Annotated in this window: 16 protein-coding genes; 6 read left to right on the top strand and 10 right to left on the bottom strand. The window is 56.6% G+C overall.

Translation table 11 applies throughout. From position 1 onward, the window contains the following. Positions 1–13 precede the first annotated feature (13 nt). Genes AURMO_RS01195 through guaA form a run of 5 tightly spaced genes read left to right on the top strand, consistent with a single transcriptional unit; the run spans position 14 to position 5,794 of the window. Positions 14–1,177 (top strand): GuaB3 family IMP dehydrogenase-related protein, encoded by a 1,164-nt coding sequence (locus tag AURMO_RS01195; protein WP_110232771.1) that lies wholly within the window; start codon positions 14–16, stop codon positions 1,175–1,177. 2 nt (positions 1,178–1,179) lie between these two features. Further along, on the top strand, positions 1,180–2,934 hold the full coding sequence (locus AURMO_RS01190; RefSeq protein WP_110232770.1) for a glycerol-3-phosphate dehydrogenase/oxidase: 1,755 nt from the start codon (positions 1,180–1,182) through the stop codon (positions 2,932–2,934). Next, the gene (locus AURMO_RS01185) at positions 2,934–3,692 is read left to right on the top strand and encodes an SURF1 family protein (RefSeq protein ID WP_110232769.1); all 759 of its coding nucleotides are present in this window, start codon (positions 2,934–2,936) and stop codon (positions 3,690–3,692) included. Before AURMO_RS01190 ends, AURMO_RS01185 begins: the two co-directional genes overlap by 1 nt. A gap of 9 nt (positions 3,693–3,701) precedes the next feature. Then, entirely contained in the window at positions 3,702–4,232 is a 531-nt protein-coding gene (locus AURMO_RS01180) for a DUF3817 domain-containing protein (protein ID WP_110232768.1), read from the top strand. Beyond that, positions 4,229–5,794 (top strand): glutamine-hydrolyzing GMP synthase, encoded by a 1,566-nt coding sequence (gene guaA / locus AURMO_RS01175; RefSeq protein WP_110232767.1) that lies wholly within the window; start codon positions 4,229–4,231, stop codon positions 5,792–5,794. The genes AURMO_RS01180 and guaA overlap by 4 nt, the downstream gene beginning before the upstream one ends. A gap of 8 nt (positions 5,795–5,802) precedes the next feature. Here guaA and AURMO_RS01170 read toward each other — a convergent pair whose 3' ends face one another. The 7 genes from AURMO_RS01170 to groES form a co-directional block, all read right to left on the bottom strand. Next, positions 5,803–6,171, bottom strand: a complete 369-nt coding sequence (locus AURMO_RS01170) for a helix-turn-helix domain-containing protein (RefSeq protein ID WP_110232766.1) — start codon at positions 6,169–6,171, stop codon at positions 5,803–5,805. Then, positions 6,155–6,655: a hypothetical protein gene (locus tag AURMO_RS01165; RefSeq protein WP_162532627.1), complete on the bottom strand. Its 501-nt coding sequence runs from the start codon at positions 6,653–6,655 to the stop codon at positions 6,155–6,157. The genes AURMO_RS01170 and AURMO_RS01165 overlap by 17 nt, the downstream gene beginning before the upstream one ends. Before the next feature lie 162 nt (positions 6,656–6,817). Beyond that, positions 6,818–8,128, bottom strand: coding sequence for an ABC transporter substrate-binding protein (locus tag AURMO_RS01160; protein ID WP_110232764.1), 1,311 nt, complete (start codon positions 8,126–8,128; stop codon positions 6,818–6,820). A 197-nt stretch (positions 8,129–8,325) separates the two neighbouring features. After that, entirely contained in the window at positions 8,326–9,129 is an 804-nt protein-coding gene (locus tag AURMO_RS01155; protein WP_162532626.1) for an ABC transporter substrate-binding protein, read from the bottom strand. A 78-nt stretch (positions 9,130–9,207) separates the two neighbouring features. After that, positions 9,208–10,158 carry an EamA family transporter RarD gene (gene rarD, locus AURMO_RS01150; RefSeq protein ID WP_110232762.1) on the bottom strand — a complete coding sequence of 317 codons (951 nt, stop codon included), beginning with the start codon at positions 10,156–10,158 and terminating at the stop codon, positions 9,208–9,210. A 167-nt stretch (positions 10,159–10,325) separates the two neighbouring features. Next, positions 10,326–10,571, bottom strand: a complete 246-nt coding sequence (locus AURMO_RS08870; protein ID WP_162532625.1) for a hypothetical protein — start codon at positions 10,569–10,571, stop codon at positions 10,326–10,328. 414 nt (positions 10,572–10,985) lie between these two features. Further along, positions 10,986–11,282 (bottom strand): co-chaperone GroES, encoded by a 297-nt coding sequence (gene groES / locus AURMO_RS01140; protein WP_110232760.1) that lies wholly within the window; start codon positions 11,280–11,282, stop codon positions 10,986–10,988. Between the two features lie 130 nt (positions 11,283–11,412). Here groES and AURMO_RS01135 point away from each other — a divergent pair, with 130 nt between their 5' ends. Continuing rightward, the gene (locus AURMO_RS01135; RefSeq protein ID WP_110232759.1) at positions 11,413–12,600 is read left to right on the top strand and encodes a class I SAM-dependent methyltransferase; all 1,188 of its coding nucleotides are present in this window, start codon (positions 11,413–11,415) and stop codon (positions 12,598–12,600) included. On the opposite strand, the gene AURMO_RS01130 is transcribed toward AURMO_RS01135, so the two are convergent. From AURMO_RS01130 to AURMO_RS01120, 3 genes are all read right to left on the bottom strand, one after another. Continuing rightward, positions 12,597–12,839: a DUF4190 domain-containing protein gene (locus tag AURMO_RS01130; protein WP_110232758.1), complete on the bottom strand. Its 243-nt coding sequence runs from the start codon at positions 12,837–12,839 to the stop codon at positions 12,597–12,599. The genes AURMO_RS01135 and AURMO_RS01130 overlap by 4 nt on opposite strands. A 9-nt stretch (positions 12,840–12,848) precedes the next feature. Further along, positions 12,849–15,701, bottom strand: a complete 2,853-nt coding sequence (locus AURMO_RS01125) for an aminotransferase (RefSeq protein ID WP_110232757.1) — start codon at positions 15,699–15,701, stop codon at positions 12,849–12,851. 100 nt (positions 15,702–15,801) lie between these two features. Beyond that, a complete protein-coding gene (locus AURMO_RS01120) occupies positions 15,802–16,152 on the bottom strand; it encodes a DUF4190 domain-containing protein (RefSeq protein WP_110232756.1) in 351 nt (116 codons plus the stop codon). Between the last annotated feature and the right edge of the window lie 4 nt (positions 16,153–16,156).

The raw sequence follows: 16,156 nt of genomic DNA, 5'->3' as shown, positions 1-16,156 counted from the left end.
CTGGGGAACTACCGTGACTGAAATTGAGATCGGGCGCTCAAAGCGTGCTCGCCGCGCTTTTGCCTTCGATGACATCGCTGTTGTCCCGAGTCGTCGCACCCGTGACCCTCAGGATGTCTCGGTCAGCTGGGGTATTGATGCCTACCAGTTCGAGATTCCAATCCTCGCTGCCCCCATGGACTCGGTGGTCTCCCCCGAGACCGCTATTGCCATGGGCAAGCTCGGTGGTGTGGGTGTTCTGAACCTCGAGGGTTTGTGGACTCGCTATGAGAACCCGCTTCCTGTTCTTTCTGAGATTCGTTCTCTCCCTGCAGCAACCGCAACCAAGCGCATGCAGGAGCTCTATGCCGAGCCCATCAAGGCTGAGCTCATCACAGCGCGTCTGGCCGAGGTTCGCGCCTCTGGCGTGACCGTGGCCGCTGCGCTGTCTCCACAGCGCACCCAGGAGTTCTACCAGACCGTAGTCAGCGCTGGTGTTGACCTCTTTGTGATCCGTGGCACCACGGTTTCAGCTGAGCACGTCTCCAAGGAGACCGAAGCTCTGAACCTCAAGAAGTTCATTTATGAACTCGACGTTCCTGTCATTGTTGGTGGCGCAGCCACCTACACCGCAGCCCTGCACTTGATGCGCACCGGTGCTGCCGGTGTTCTGGTCGGCTTCGGTGGCGGTGCTGCCTCGACCACACGTGCTTCTTTGGGTATTCACGCACCGATGGCAACCGCAATTGCGGATATTGCCGGTGCACGTCGCGACTACATGGACGAGTCCGGTGGACGCTATGTCCACGTCATCGCAGATGGTGGCCTCGGCACCTCTGGTGACGTGGTGAAAGCCATTGCCTGTGGTGCTGACGCCGTCATGCTCGGTTCTGCGCTTGCTCGTGCCACCGATGCTCCTGGTGGTGGCTGGCACTGGGGCCACGAAGCACACCACGGTGAGCTTCCTCGCGGTAACCGCGTGCACGTGGGCCAGGTTGCCCCGCTCGAACAGCTTCTCTACGGTCCTGCTGCTGTGGCAGATGGCACCGCCAACATTGTCGGCGCCCTGCGCCGCTCGATGGCGACTACCGGTTACTCCGACCTCAAGGAGTTCCAGCGCGTGGAGGTTGTTGTTGCCCCTTACAGCGCAGCAGGCAGTGCTGCTACCACTGCTCCTTCTGCTGACGTGTCACTCTAGTCATGACGGACACCGCTTCATCTCAGGCCTCAGGCCAAGGAGTGCTCAATGCGCAGTCCCGTGCTGAAGCGCTGGCTGCCATGGCAGCAGAAGAGCTCGACATTCTCATCATTGGTGGCGGCATTGTGGGCGCTGGCTGTGCTCTGGATGCGGCTACCCGTGGACTGAACGTCGGTGTGGTCGAAGCACAGGACTGGGCTGCCGGAACCTCGAGCCGTTCCTCCAAGCTGGTTCACGGCGGTATTCGCTACCTCGAGCAGCTCGACTTCCACTTGGTGCAGGAAGCGCTCACCGAGCGTGGGTTGCTGCTGCAGCAGTTGGCTCCCCACTTGGTCAAGCCAATTCGTTTTCTCTACCCCGTGGAGCACCCCATCTGGGAACGTGCCTATGTGGGTGCAGGCATGCTGCTCTATGACATCTTTTCTTATGCCGGTGGCCGTCGCCCCGGCGTCGGACACCACCGTCACCTGAGTAAGCGCCAGATTGGTCTGGCAGCCCCCAGCCTCAAGTCCTCCGGGATCATCGGTGGCATGAGCTACTACGACGGTCGCGTCGATGATGCCCGCTATGTCGTGAATCTGGTTCGCACGGCGGTCGCCAACGGCGCTCACGCGGCGAACCGCACCGAGGTCATTGGCTTCCTGCAGAAGAAGGGTCAGGTCGTCGGGGTTACCGTGCGCGATCTGGAGACTGGCGCCGAATTCCCTATCCGCGCCAAACAGGTCATTAACTCCACCGGCGTGTGGACCGGAACCACCCAAGAGCTTGTCCACGATGGCGGCACGCTGCGCGTGCGGGCATCGAAGGGAATCCACATTGTGGTTCCGCGTGATCGCTTCAAGTCGGTCATGGGACTCCTGCTGCGCACCGAGAAGTCTGTGCTGTTTGTTATTCCCTGGGGCCGCCACTGGATCATTGGCACTACCGACACGGACTGGCACTACGACAAGGCACATCCTTCTGCCACCGCCACAGATATTCAATACGTGCTCGATCACGTGAACGCAGTACTCGATGACCCCATTACGCACGACGATATCGAGGGCGTGTATGTGGGTCTGCGTCCCTTGCTGGCCGGTGACTCTGAATCCACCACGAAGCTCAGCCGTGAACACGTCGTGGTTAAGCCCAAGCCTGGGCTGGTACTCATTGCCGGCGGTAAGTGGACCACCTACCGCGTGATGGCCAACGACGCCGTGGATGCGGCCGTGGAAGAACTCAACACCCTGGCTGGTGAAGGTTCTATCCCTGCCAGTGTGACCGCATCGGTTCCCCTGCTGGGTGCTGCGGGTTACAAGGCCTCCTGGAATCGTCGCACGCGCACCGCTGCGCGTGCGGGTCTGCCGAAGTCTGTGGTGGAGCACCTGCTCAACCGCTACGGCTCTATGGCAGAAGATCTGCTCGCTATCATTGCGTCTGATCCCACGCAGGCTGAGTCACTGCCTGGCAACCCTGACTACCTTTTGGCTGAGGTCACCTATGCCGTGACTCACGAGGGTGCTCTGCACATCGAAGACGTGCTGTCCCGTCGCACGCGTTTCACCATTGAAACGCGGGATCGGGGCATTGAAGCTGCTGTCGTGGTGGGCAAGATCATGGGCACACTGCTCGGGTGGAGCGCAGCTCACGAAAAGAAGGAAGTAAAGAACTTCCGTCTCGGCATCGAAGCAGAGTTTGCTGCCGAGCAGCAAACTACTGATGAAGCAGCCAACGCTATTCGCACGGCCGTGCCCTCGATTACCGAGATGCCTGCCTGATGCTGCGTACTGCTCTGAAAGTTCGCTGGATTGCGTTCCTGCTCCTGGTGATGGGAGCTGCTGCCGCTTTTGCGTGGCTGGGTCAATGGCAGCTCGAACGAGCCATCATTGCCTCGCAGCCCATTGATGCTGAATCCGAGACCATCATTCCCTTGGTGGAGTTACAGGTGCCCGGAATCGCACCCTCCGAGGTTGCCAGTGGTCATATGACTGAAGTCACCGGTGTGCTCGTTCCTGATTCCTACACCGTGCTCACTGGCCGACTCAACTACGGTGAGGCAGGGTATTGGCTCGTGGGTCGCTTCCTCGCTGAAGAAGGCTCGCTGCCCATTGCTCTGGGCTGGGCTGCGGACGAAGTTACGGTGCTGGCCGTGGAAGACGAGCTCAATGCCGCTGCTGAGGTTGAACCTGCCGTGGTGACGGGACGTTTCATGCCCACCGAGGCACCAGTGGTCCCCGAAGGTGACCAAGGGCCTTTTGTGGAGAGCACGCTCTCCGTGGCGTCGCTGGTGAACCTCTGGCCCGACTTCACCGGCCCGGTCTATGAGGGTTATCTCGTGGCCGATGTTGCCCCTTCGGGTTTGGACGTTATTGAATCCATTCCGCCCATGAATGAGGGCTCCGTGAACTGGCTGAACATCTTCTATGCCGTGGAGTGGATTGTTTTCGCTGGCTTCGCATTCTTCATCTGGTGGCGCCTGGTCAAGGACGCCTATGAGCGTGAACTCGAAGAAAAAGCTCAGCTCGAGGCGAAGTAAACTAGAGCCATGCCTTTAGCCCCGCGCACCGTTGATATCCCTCGGATTCCGAAGGCACTGAAGTTCTACAAGGTGATGTCTTACATCACCGGTACGTTCCTTCTTCTTCTCGTTGCCGAGATGATTCTGAAGTACTGCATCGACTACCGCACGAATGCTTTCGTTGCCCCCAACGGCATGGTTGATCCTGCTACTGGTGACTTCATCTTCCTTGAGCCTGGCTATGAGATTGAACTCTTTGGCCCTCAGGGTTTCCTGGCTCTTGTTCCCAACGACACCGTTGAAGCTATCAACCTCTCTATTGGCATCTTGGTCATCCACGGCTGGCTCTATGTGGTTTATCTCTTTGCCGGTTTCCGTATCTGGTCCATGATGCGCTGGAGCTTTGGCAAGCTGCTCATCATTGCCCTCGGTGGCATCATCCCTGGTTTGTCCTTCGTTGTTGAGCACTTCTATGCCAAGAAGGTTGTGGCATTCCTGGCAACCCAAGACCCCTCTGTTCTCCAATCCCCCACCCCAGCAAAAGGAGAGGCCGCGTGACGCAGCCCCAGCCCGTACTCGTCGTTGACTTCGGCGCCCAGTACGCACAACTCATTGCCCGTCGCGTTCGCGAAGCGGGCGTGTATTCCGAGATTGTTCCCCACTCGATTACCGCTGCTGAGGTCTCAGCCAAGAACCCCGTGGGTATTGTGCTCTCCGGTGGCCCCTCCAGCGTCTATGAGCCAGGCTCTCCTTCACTCGACCCTGCCATCCTCGAACTCGGCATTCCCGTCTTTGGTATTTGCTACGGCTTCCAGGTGATGGCTCAGGCCCTTGGCGGAGCCGTTGCCCAGACGGGGGGACGCGAATACGGCGCAACCGACATGGCTGTTAAGGCAGACCACGCTCTCGTGGGCGGACAGCCCACGACTCAGACAGTGTGGATGAGCCACGGTGACCAGGTCGCCACCGCACCGGCAGGATTCACCGTCGTTGCCTCGACGGACGCAACTCCTGTTGCGGCCTTCGCCAACGACGAACGCCGTCTCTACGGCGTTCAGTGGCACCCTGAGGTCAAGCACTCTGAGTGTGGTCAGGATCTACTGGAGAACTTCCTGCACAAGTGTGCTGGGCTTCCTGCGGACTGGAACAGCGAGAACGTCATTGAGACGCAGGTTGCTGCTATCCGCGCTCAGGTGGGCACCAGCCGCGTGATCTGCGGTCTATCTGGCGGTGTTGACTCCGCTGTGGCAGCGGCCATTGTTCACAAGGCTGTGGGCGACCAGCTGGTCTGTGTCTTTGTGGACCACGGTCTGCTCCGTCAGGACGAGCGCCGCCAGGTTGAAGAAGACTACGTCAAGGCCACCGGCATTCGCCTGGTGACTGTGGACGTGCGCGAGCAGTTCTTGAACGCCCTCGCAGGTGTCAGCGACCCTGAGACTAAGCGCAAGATTATTGGCCGCGAATTCATTCGCACCTTCGAGCAGGCAGAACGCGACCTCATGGCCGAAGCTGCTGCCGATGGCGAACCCATCAAGTTCTTGGTTCAAGGAACCCTCTACCCCGACGTGGTGGAATCTGGTGGTGGCAGTGGAACTGCCAACATCAAGAGCCACCACAACGTGGGTGGTCTTCCTGATGACCTGCAGTTCGAGCTGGTGGAGCCACTTCGTGCCCTGTTCAAGGACGAAGTCCGCGCCATTGGTCGCGAACTCGGTCTTCCCCACGAAATCGTGGGGCGCCAGCCTTTCCCTGGTCCCGGCCTCGGTATTCGCATCGTCGGTGAGATCACTCAGGAGCGTCTGGACCTACTCCGCGAAGCAGACGCCATCGTGCGTCACGAGCTGACCGCTGCAGGTCTCGACGACCAGATCTGGCAGTGCCCTGTTGTTCTTCTGGCTGATGTGCGTTCCGTGGGCGTCATGGGAGATGGCCGCACCTATGGTCACCCCATCGTCTTGCGTCCCGTGTCTTCAGAAGACGCGATGACTGCAGACTGGACTCGTCTTCCCTACGACCTCCTGGCCAAGATCTCGAACCGCATTACCAACGAGGTTGCTGGCGTGAACCGCGTCGTGCTGGATGTCACCAGCAAGCCACCAGGAACTATTGAGTGGGAGTAATTCAACCCCTAAGGGTTGATGACTTTCCTCTGGCTTGAGGTGATCGCTGGTTTTCTGCGTTCACGGGTTAGTTCAGGACTAGTGCGTTCCACAGGTGTGACGTTGAACGTGACGGCGTAACCCAAAGCTCTCATGTATCTGGCAAAGGTAGTGAGTTTGAGATTGCCATCACCATTCACAACTTGGGAAACACGACTTTCGCCAATGCCCAATATTTCTGCCAGTTGTTTCTGAGTGACACCTGTACTCGACAACGCTGTCTGAAGAAGAACAAGCGCATCATTTGTAAGTTGAGACGCGGCAAGTTCACGAGCACCCAGAGGAGAGGTGCCAAGGTCATCAAACACCGTAAGTGCTGCCTTAGCTTGCTTTGTCATAATCAATGTCCTCTTTTCTAGTAAGGAGTGCCAGATTAATATCTTCCTGAGACGTTTTCGCTGATTGTTTGACGAAACTGTGCCCTAATCTCAAAATCGGATAGAACTGATCTTCAAGGAAACTCTTGCGTTGGTGACCGTGGAAATTCCCCGCTCCATCAGTGTCATAAAAGGTGATGCGAATCGTTTCTCTTTTTAGTTCCCATACGCCCTCTGTGAGGTAATTCAGAGCACCTGACCGAGGCAGGTACCCATCTGCGATTTCCTTGATGAAAATCATCAGATCGGTTAGAAACAATGGTTGAGCAGTATCCGGTGGTGGAAAATCTGGAATCTCCACCCGGGCCTGCGCAAGCTGATTCAGCATCCTCATGGCAGGCGAAGTGCCATCCTTTCGAATGGCACATTCAATTGCAAAATGTGTTCCCACATAAATCAGCGTACGGGAAACTTTACTTAAATGTAAAGTTGTTTTTTCACTCATCTGCGCAGATTAACTGTCAGCAGGATCTGTAAATGCTGCGCCGATCTAGATGTGGACAAATTCAGAGATGGCAAGATCTGGTGGAACAAGTACAAACCGAGTTAAAAGAGGTCACCCCCTGGGCCAAGGCCCAGGGGGTGACAACTTCAGTGCATTTACTGTTTAGGACTTACCCTCAACAGCGGATGCCCATACTGGAACGTTTACATCGTTGTACTTGTAGATACCGATGAACGCGGAGGATGGGTCATTCTTAGCGTTGAAAGGACCAACCGAAGATGGACCCTGGTACTGAATGTCCTTACCATCCTTGATGAGAGCTACACAGTCAGCGTAAGTAGTGCACTTTTCGCCACCGTTAGCACCCGATACAGCAGCCAGGTTTTCCTGGATTGCTGCAGGAGTGGTTGCGCCACCCTTGGTTGCAGCAAGTGCTGCAAGAACGGTTGCGTCGTAGAACTCGGCAGCGTAGCTGAAGTCAGTGAGCTCTTCGCCCTGAACGTCAGACCAGTACTTGCCGAGGAGTGCCTTCAGCTCGTCCGAAGGAGCTGCACCAGGAATGGTTCCCTGAGCACCTTCGAGGGTACCTGCTTCAAAGTCCTTCTCGAAGGATCCGGTGTTTCCATCGGTGAAGTAGGTGTTAGCCATGTCCCAACCCTGAGCTACGAGCTCGGGGATGATTGCCTTGGTCTCGTCGAATGCGATAACTACGAGTGCGTCAGGCTGAGTAGCCAGAGCAGCAGTTACCTCAGAAGAGAAGGTGGTCTGAGCAGGAGGGAACTCCTGGCCAGCGCCCTTGGCACCGTATACAACGGAGCCACCAGCTTCAACGATGGAAGCCTCGGTCGAGTCACGAAGACCGGTTCCGTAGGAGTCGTTGAATACGAGGAATGCAATCTTCGAGTTTCCGTCACCGGTGATCAGCTGACCGAGAGCAGAGCCCTGTACGGTGTCTGGTGGTGCGGTGCGGAAGTAGAAGGGGCTGTAGCCGGAAAGGGCTGCAGAGGTGTCAGCAGAGATCTCCACGATGCCAGCCTCGGTGAACGAGTCAACAACGTTGAGAGATACGGAGGAAGAAGCTGCACCAAGTACAACCGATACCTTCTGCTTGATGAGGTCTTCTGCCGAAGCGGTAGAAACAGACATATCGCTCGAGTCACCGGAGTCGGTGCTGTAGAGGCAAGCGTCGGTTCCGTTAACGCCACCAGCTGCGTTGATGTCTGCTACTGCAAGACCAACACCAGCGATTTCGGGTGGGCCGAGGAAGGCAAGGTTACCGGTGATGGGCAGGAGGGTTCCTACCTTGAAGGTGTTGTCGCTAGTGCTGTCAGCTGCACAGTCAGCTGCCTTGTAGGCAGAGTCTGATGAGCCACCGTCGGTTGATCCGCTTGCACAGCTAGCCAGCACGAGTGCTGAGGTTACTGCGAGAGCAAGACCACCGAGTGCACGAGTGCGGAGAGAAATTTCTCGCATGGTACTCCTTGGTGATTTATGTAATCAGAGCGCAACGATGCGCACTGTTGTATTACCAAAATAGGCGAGAGATGTTTCCCCAGACAACATTTGCGGGTTACAACTAGGTAACAAACTGTTTGATACCGAAAGAAAGCGTCACAAAAGCAGGCGAAAACGCCTATCTGGTGCTTAAAACGGAGAAATTGTGCGTGTGACTACTTCTTGGCCACGTCGATGGTCTTGCCGAAGTAGGCAACACCGGTGGTGGGGTCGTAGTTGATCTGGCCTGCAGGGCCGGTGTAGTTGATGGCTTGCTTGTCGCCGACAGCCGAGACACACATGCCGTAGCTGGTGCAGGGGAAGCCGGTCTGCAGGGTAACGGCGATCAGGCCCTGAGTAATGGATGCGCCGCCGTCATCCTTGCTGACGGTGGCAGCCAGGATGGATGCAATGGCAAGGTCATACGCTTCAGCGCCGTAACCGAGCTCCGACAGGCTGGGGTCTGACGCCTTGAGGCGCTTGCTCAGTGTCTCATCTGGAGTGATCGCGGCAACGGTTGCTCCCTTAGGAGCAGTCTTTTTGTTGGCAATGGAGACGATGGCCACATTGCTGTCGTTCTTCGCTACGAGTTCTTCCAGAGTGGCAACCACTGTTGCCGAAGCAGGAGCAATAATGACGTCCACGCCACGCGAGACGAGATCGTTGAAGCTAGCTTCGGTAGCAGCAGGGTCACCATCGCCTGCGTTGCGGTGGAGCACCTCAACGGGAACCTTGTTGTAACCACCCTGCTCATTGACTTCCTGAGCAGCGAGGTCAACACCGGCAGCCTGTGCTGCCGAATACGCAGCAAGGTCACCCGAGACCGGGGTCATGTCACCGATGCGCAAGATGCCATCACCGGAAGGCTTTACAGCAGTCGGGGTCACGGTGGGAGTAACGGCGGAACCGCCCGAGCAGGCAGCCATTCCGAGAACTACTGCACCAGCAACGAACACGGTGGCAATTTTGTTGAAACCCACGGTAACCCTTTTCATCAAAGCGAACTTACCGCTCAACAGTACCGACCAGATTCCCAGTTCGTGCTGATGGCACGCGCTCTATTCGATAGTGAGCTCTTCTGCTGCGCGAGCGAGTCTGTTTGCTTTGCCATTGCGCAGCATGTCTGTGGTGAGCACGATCAGTGCCACCCAAATGATGAAGAAGCCCACCCAGCGAACCGGTGGCATGGGTTCGTGCAAGACGAAGACAGCCATACAGAACGAGAAGACGGGTGTGGAGTACTGGATCAAACCGATGGCGGTCAACGGTAGACGCCTGGCTCCAGCACCAAACATGATTAAGGGCACTGCCGTGGCAACACCGGCAGAAGCTAAAAGCAAGGTGTGGGGAATGCCATAGCCAAAGAAGGTCAGGCCCACCAGGTTGGACACAATGATCAACTGGATGATCGCCACCGGCGTCATCCAGATGGTCTCAATGGTGAGGCCGCTAATGGCGTCGACGACGCCACCGGTGCGCTTCTTGATTAAGCCATAGAGACCAAAGGACGCCGCCAAGGTCAGCGAGATCCAGGGGATGGTGCCATAGCTCACAGTGAGAACAATGACGGCGACAAAGCTGATACCGACGGCAACCCACTGCAGGGGACGAAGCTTCTCGCGCAGCACCAACACACCCAACACCACCGTGACGATGGGGTTGATGAAGTAGCCCAGTGAGGACTCCACAATATGGTTACTCAACACCGCGATGATGAAGACCTGCCAGTTGATATAGATCAGAACCGCTGCAACACCGAGAGTAAGCATGAGCTTGCGCTGCGCCATGATGGCGAACAGCTTCTTCCAGTTCCTGGTGACCGCAATCAAGAAGGCACAGAAGATCAGAGAGAACAGGATGCGGTAGCCAACAACTTCAAAGGGGGTAGCCGGCTCCAACATGAGGAAGTACAGCGGGAACAATCCCCATAGGCCATAAGCGCCAAAAGCGTAGAGCAAGCCGGAACGAGAGAGCTTCTCGGGCACAGCAGATGCACCGGGAGAAGACATGGTTCGAGCCTACTCCTGAGCAACCTCTGACTATCCTTTGCAACCAATGAAGTGCTAACAGTGACTAGAAATTTTCATCCAGCTCGCGTATCATTAGAGCAGTGGCGGGCAGTAGCCCTTAGAGCTTGGCAGTGTTCCGGACGGTTCGCGAGCCAGGCTCACACTTTTTAAGTGAGATAAATTACTTCGTCCACAATGGGGCTACTCCTTCTGAGCCAGTCACCACCGCTGTTGAATGACCACGCAACAGCATCGCTCACCCACAGCAGTGGATGTTCGTGAGGACCAACAAGCGAATATTGCAGTGAGGTTTCCTGCGCTAGGAGTATTCCGGCAATCACTCGCCGATCAGCTTGCACGATGGACTCATCACGCTCAATGACTAACGAGAAGATTTCCGAATCTACCGCCATACCAATTAGAGCCTTAAGGCATAAGGCTCGAGCCTCTTTTTCAGAAAGCCCCTGGCAAACAAATACGGTCACACTCAAATCCAATCTGGACATTACAGACAGAATTTCGCGTCTACGGCTGTCGCTCTCACTTTTGAAGTGAAGGCGTCGTTGGCCAGTTTTTAGCAGTTTCCTCAGAGCCTTATCTGAATCTCGGAGTGTGTTGATTTCTGAACTTGTAGCTACCAGAAAATAGCCACGTTCTTTCGATTCATCTACAAAAACTTTGTCTGCCCGCTTGAATGCCATGGCCAGAATTTAGCTCCAACCACTGACACCCATAAGAGTCGTTAAGGGCCTTGTGGATAGTTCAGAAGGTCGCTTAAACAACTGTGGCTCCGGATAAACCGGAGCCACAGTGAGTGCTAAACGAATTTAGCGAACAACAATTGCGAGAACGTCGCGAGCCGAGAGAACGAGGAATTCCTCGCCTGCGTACTTCACTTCGGTTCCGCCGTACTTGGAGTAGATAACCTTGTCACCTTCGGCGATGTCCAGAGGAACACGGTTACCGTTGTCGTCAATGCGGCCGGGGCCTACTGCAACGACAACGCCCTCCTGGGGCTTTTCCTTGGCAGTGTCAGGAATAACGAGACCGGAAGCAGTGGTCTGCTCGGCTTCTACCTGCTTGATAACAATGCGATCTTCGAGCGGCTTGATGGCGACCGACACGGTTGACCTCTTTCTTGAACTAAGTATGGGATTAGCACCCGAACGTATCGAGTGCTAACTACGAGTGTACGGCGTGAACTAGCACTCGCGCAATGTGAGTGCCAGCTCAAGGATTGGTAGGTTTACAACCATGGAGAGCGCTGAACTACGCGAATTACTCACCCCCGAAGGGGTAGCGTTGCTGGACTCTCTGCCTCCCTACACTTCCAGCACAGACGTGCTGAAGATTGTTGCCGGCTTACGCAAAGACGGATATTCCGCGTCATTAGTGGCCACTGTGCTCACCCAAGCCAAGCTGCGCGGCAAAGCTGTGGCCAAGTTCGGGGACTTTGCCCAGCGCATGCTCTTTACCGAAGCAGGGCTCGAGCAGGCCACACGCTTGCCCGTTGCTGCCCTGCATGCCGGCCGTTATGTTCGCGCAGGGCTCACAAGCGTGGCCGACCTTGGCTGTGGAATTGGGGCAGATGCCCTGGCCTTCGCCGGGGCAGGTCTGCAGGTTCATGCCGTGGATGCAGACGAGGTCACCGCCGCCATCACCACCTACAACCTCTCCCCCTTTCCCGAAGCCAGGGTTAGTCATGGCAAAGCAGAAGACACAGATCTCTCTGACGTGAAGTCGGTCTATCTCGACCCCGCCCGTCGTACCTCCGGCCACACCAACACCAACCGCCTAGCCAACGCAGAGGATTACTCCCCCTCGCTCGACTTCGCATTCGGCCTGGCAGAGAAACTCCCCACCGGCATCAAGCTCGGCCCCGGCTTTGACCGCGACCTTATTCCTGACACCTGCGAAGCGCAGTGGATCTCAGTTAACGGTGACGTGGTTGAGGTGGGCCTCTGGTTTGGCCCGTTGAAGCGCGACGGCATTACCCGAGCTGCCCTGGTGATGAATGCGGAGGGACTCCACGAACTCACCGCTGCTACCGACTCGACAGATGCCGAAGTGGGCGAACTGGGACTGTTTCTTTATGAGCCAGACGGTGCTGTTATTCGTGCACGTCTCATTGGCGACCTCGCCAGAAGTATTGGTGCTCACATGCTGGACGAGCACATCGCCTATATGAGCAGTGACGTGGCTGTGAGCACACCCTTTGCTTCCACCTTTGAAGTGGTGCACGAGTTTGCACTGGATGTAAAGGTGCTGGCTAAGGAACTCAAGTCACGAGGCATTGGCACACTCGAGATCAAGAAGCGCGGTGTGGATATCGACCCTGCCGAGTTCCGCAAACGCCTGAGCCTCTCAGGTAAGAACAGCGCAACGCTGTTCTTGACCCGCCTTGGCGAGCGCCGCGTGGCAATTCTTGCTCAGCGCCTCTAATACGTAATTGCCAAGATGGCGGTGAGCACAATCACGCCCGAGACAATCTCGACATAGCCCAGCACAACCGCCCACTGAGCGAGCTTCAATCCCCGCTGGTTGCTCTTCTTGATTTCATTGAGTGCCTTGTTTCCGAAGAACACGGCAAGCACTCCCACAAGAAGCAGCAGCACGCAGGCCATTGCGACTATGGCCCAGGGATTCCAGCTGGCTAAACGTTCCTGGCGTGGTGTGGTCATAGTTCTAATTTAGTAGCCGGTCTTCAGGACATGCTCCAGCATGTCCACGAAGTAGTCGGCAGACTCTTGAGTAATCACCAGTGGCGGTTTGATCTTGAGCACGTTTTGGTAATCCCCCGTGGGTTGCATGATCACACCGAGCTCAAGCAGGCGATTACAAATAGCTTCCGTTTCTTCGGTTGCTGGCTCGAGGGTCTCCGTGTCCCTAATGAACTCCAGACCGAGGTAGAGACCAGAGCCGTGAACCCTGCCCACGATGGGGTAGTTCTCCGACAGTGCCTGCAGGCGCTGCTTGAGATGGCTGCCCACCTTCAATGCGTTTTCTTGGAGGCCTTCATCTTTGATGATGCCCAAGATGGCTTTGCCAATCTCGCTGGAGACGGGTGATCCGCCCGTAGAAGAGAAGAAGTAGCCCTGAGTGCGATAGCGGTTCGCAATCTCACGGCTGGTGATCACGGCCCCAATGGGGTGACCGCCACCAATGGACTTTGCCACGGCCACGATGTCAGGGATCACACCTTGCTGGTGGAATCCCCAGAACCATTCACCCAGGCGGCCGAAGCCAACCTGGACTTCGTCCGCAATGGCGAGGCCGCCCTGGGCACGCACAGCGGCATAGACCTGCTTGAGATACCCATCGGGGAGAGCAACACCGCCAGCGTTGCCGAAGTAGGACTCACTGATGAAACCGGCAAGGGGCTTGCCAATACCCTCAATCACCTTGACGGCCTCGGGGCCATACTTCACTGCATCCACGCCGCGGTGAATACCGCGGTAGGAGTTGGCCGCATCCACGGTGTGGATCCAGTCAGGGCGAGTACTCAACGCATTGGGATTATCTGCAATCGAGGTGGACACCGCATCGCTGGCATAGGTCCAGCCGTGATACGACTCCCGCATGCAGACAATGTCGGGTCGGCTTGTGTAGGCCATGGCCAGGCGCAGGGCGAGGTCTACTGCTTCCGAACCCGAGTTCACGAAGAAGACGGTGTCCAGCTCAGGTGGCAGGGTCTCTGTAATCATCTCGGCGTATTCGGTAATCGCGTGGTAGTTGAAACGTGAGTTTGTGTTGAGCAGGCGCATTTGGTTCGCCGCTGCCTTCACCACGCGAGGGTGAGCGTGACCCACTGAAGAGACGTTGTTCACCATGTCGAGATAAACCCGACCGTTGGTGTCCATGAGGTACTCGCGCCAACCGCGTTCCATCTGTGGTGGGTGCTGGTAGTAGTGCTCCTGCACTTCAGCCAGAACATGTTCGCGGCGCTCGAGAAGTAGCTCAGGGTCTGCCACATGACCCATCTCGATACCGAGTGCCTCGGTGGGATCTCCCAGCAGGCTGCGCCAACCAATAGCCAGTTCTGCCGTAACCCTGTCTGGAACGTCGAGGCTCTCGTGGACAGTCGAAACGGTAATCGCTTGACGAGCAGGAAGAGTGGATCCGCTGATTCCCTCAGCGGAGAAAGAAACACTGTGGCCATCCACCGTCACGGTGAGAACACCAGGCTGTGATTCAACTGCACCCGGTGAAGAAACCTCTGTGGCCTGTGCCAGCCAGATCGTGGCGTGGGTGGGGATGACATCGGGTGAGCTCTGTGTGCGAGAAGGTGCACCGGTGAGAACCGGTAACCACGCAGGCAGCACAGCAAGCTCTGATCCGTTGTCGAGAGCAGCAAGTGCTGCCTTCTCCAGAGTGTCTGCAGAAAGCCAGGCACCTTCATCGTTGAGTGTGGAAGTGGTGCTCGCATCCAGGATCTCGGCCTTGGTCACCGAAGAAAGCACATTGCCTCCGGTCCACTGAGCTGAGGAAATGCTGAGCCCCAGGCTGTGGCGAATGGTGGCGGCCATGACGGCAGGTGGAACAGAGAGTGCCTGCACCAGAATGCGCATCTCCCGATCGAGCGCACTCGTGGCGTAGTCATTGTGTTCGTCGATGCGACTTTGTTGACGTCCACTCAAGACCAAGACAGCACCACGTTGAATGACCAATGGCCACAACGCCTCAATCTCGTCCACGCTCAAGGGACGAAGTGAATGGAACGCTTTGATCGCCGGAAGAACACTGACCGGTGAAACACCGTCATGGTGAAGCATGCAGGACACCGTGGTGGCAATCTCGCCCACAGCCCATGACTTCGCCACGTCACCGAAGTCGAGCACTGCGTCAGGAACCGAGTGCTTATCTGGACACATGATGTTGTCATCGGTGATGTCGAAGTGACCCATCTGCTGAGGCAGGCTGGGACCAACAGTTGCCATGATCGGCGCTGTGACATCTACCGCGCGCTGAACGAGAGAGACCACGTCGGCATCAGGCTCTTCGGAGAGGAGTTGATCAATCACTTTTTCCGCATAGCGGAGGTCCCACTGCAGCACACGACCGCTGGCGGGGTGAGAGAAATCTGCCAGGCCCGTGCTGACCAGTCCTGCAATCTCACCCATGCGCGCGATGGCATGTGGGGAGAGGTAATCCGAGCCCATGAAGTTGGTGCCGGGGATGAACTTGATCACGCGTGCGTGAATATGTCCCTGCGATGTTTCCCACATCGCCGACATCGCACCCTGTTCACCTTCCACAATCGAGGGAATGCGCAGGTCAATCTTGCCTGCCAGATGGGCAGCTGCCTCGTCTTGCATCTGGATTTCAGCCTCCGAGAAGGCAGGGTTACTCAGCTTGAGAACTCCCAGGACATCCCCTGAGTGAGCCAGGCGCAGAACGAAGTTCTGATCCTGCTGGCTGCCGAGGGAGGAAGCAGTGGTGGCAACACCGAAATACTTGTGAACCAGCTCCACTACTTCCGAATCGGGAAGGGTTGGTGAGGGGAGCTCAGTCTGAGTGAAGTAGTTGAAGATCTCGGTAGCCATAGCTTTTCTATTCTTGTGCTCAATGCCCGTTGTTACTAGTTGCGCTTAACCACTCACGCCACCAACCGCGAACGGTTGGTGGCGTGAAAGGAAATAGTTGTTAGTAGTCGTAGTAGCCGTTCATGCCAGAAGCAATCACGATGCCGAAGAAGGCAATGAGGAGAACAGCGACGAGAACACCAAGGCCTAGGCCGATGTAACCGGTGATGAGACCGGCGAGTGCCAGGCCTTCACCCTGCTCGCCGGTGCGACGAACTTCCTTGCGTGCCATGTGTCCGGTCACCACAGCAACAATGCTGGAAACAAAGGGGATCACGGTCAGACCCGCGATACCGGCAACGAGGGCAACAATGGCCAACACGTTGGTCTTGGCAACGGGAACTGCCTCAGGGGTCACCACAGTGACAGGCTTTGTTGCTTTGGGGGTCTTGGGTGCAGCTTTTTCAGTCATAGTT

It is taken from the genome of Aurantimicrobium photophilum, assembly GCF_003194085.1.
Classification (GTDB): Bacteria; Actinomycetota; Actinomycetes; order Actinomycetales; family Microbacteriaceae; genus Aurantimicrobium; species Aurantimicrobium photophilum.
Note: the sequence above shows the minus strand (reverse complement) of the source record. Positions and strands in the feature narration are given on the sequence as shown.

What these genes read in the sequence shown, in the direction of transcription:
- AURMO_RS01190 (WP_110232770.1), top strand. Translation starts at nt 1,180, where the DNA reads ATGACGGACACCGCTTCATCTCAGGCCTCAGGCCAAGGAGTGCTCAAT.
- AURMO_RS01185 (WP_110232769.1), top strand. Translation starts at nt 2,934, where the DNA reads ATGCTGCGTACTGCTCTGAAAGTTCGCTGGATTGCGTTCCTGCTCCTG.
- AURMO_RS01180 (WP_110232768.1), top strand. Translation starts at nt 3,702, where the DNA reads ATGCCTTTAGCCCCGCGCACCGTTGATATCCCTCGGATTCCGAAGGCA.
- AURMO_RS01170 (WP_110232766.1), bottom strand. Translation starts at nt 6,171, where the DNA reads ATGACAAAGCAAGCTAAGGCAGCACTTACGGTGTTTGATGACCTTGGC.
- AURMO_RS01165 (WP_162532627.1), bottom strand. Translation starts at nt 6,655, where the DNA reads ATGAGTGAAAAAACAACTTTACATTTAAGTAAAGTTTCCCGTACGCTG.
- AURMO_RS01160 (WP_110232764.1), bottom strand. Translation starts at nt 8,128, where the DNA reads ATGCGAGAAATTTCTCTCCGCACTCGTGCACTCGGTGGTCTTGCTCTC.
- rarD (WP_110232762.1), bottom strand. Translation starts at nt 10,158, where the DNA reads ATGTCTTCTCCCGGTGCATCTGCTGTGCCCGAGAAGCTCTCTCGTTCC.
- AURMO_RS08870 (WP_162532625.1), bottom strand. Translation starts at nt 10,571, where the DNA reads ATGGCGGTAGATTCGGAAATCTTCTCGTTAGTCATTGAGCGTGATGAG.
- AURMO_RS01135 (WP_110232759.1), top strand. Translation starts at nt 11,413, where the DNA reads ATGGAGAGCGCTGAACTACGCGAATTACTCACCCCCGAAGGGGTAGCG.
- AURMO_RS01130 (WP_110232758.1), bottom strand. Translation starts at nt 12,839, where the DNA reads ATGACCACACCACGCCAGGAACGTTTAGCCAGCTGGAATCCCTGGGCC.
- AURMO_RS01125 (WP_110232757.1), bottom strand. Translation starts at nt 15,701, where the DNA reads ATGGCTACCGAGATCTTCAACTACTTCACTCAGACTGAGCTCCCCTCA.
- AURMO_RS01120 (WP_110232756.1), bottom strand. Translation starts at nt 16,152, where the DNA reads ATGACTGAAAAAGCTGCACCCAAGACCCCCAAAGCAACAAAGCCTGTC.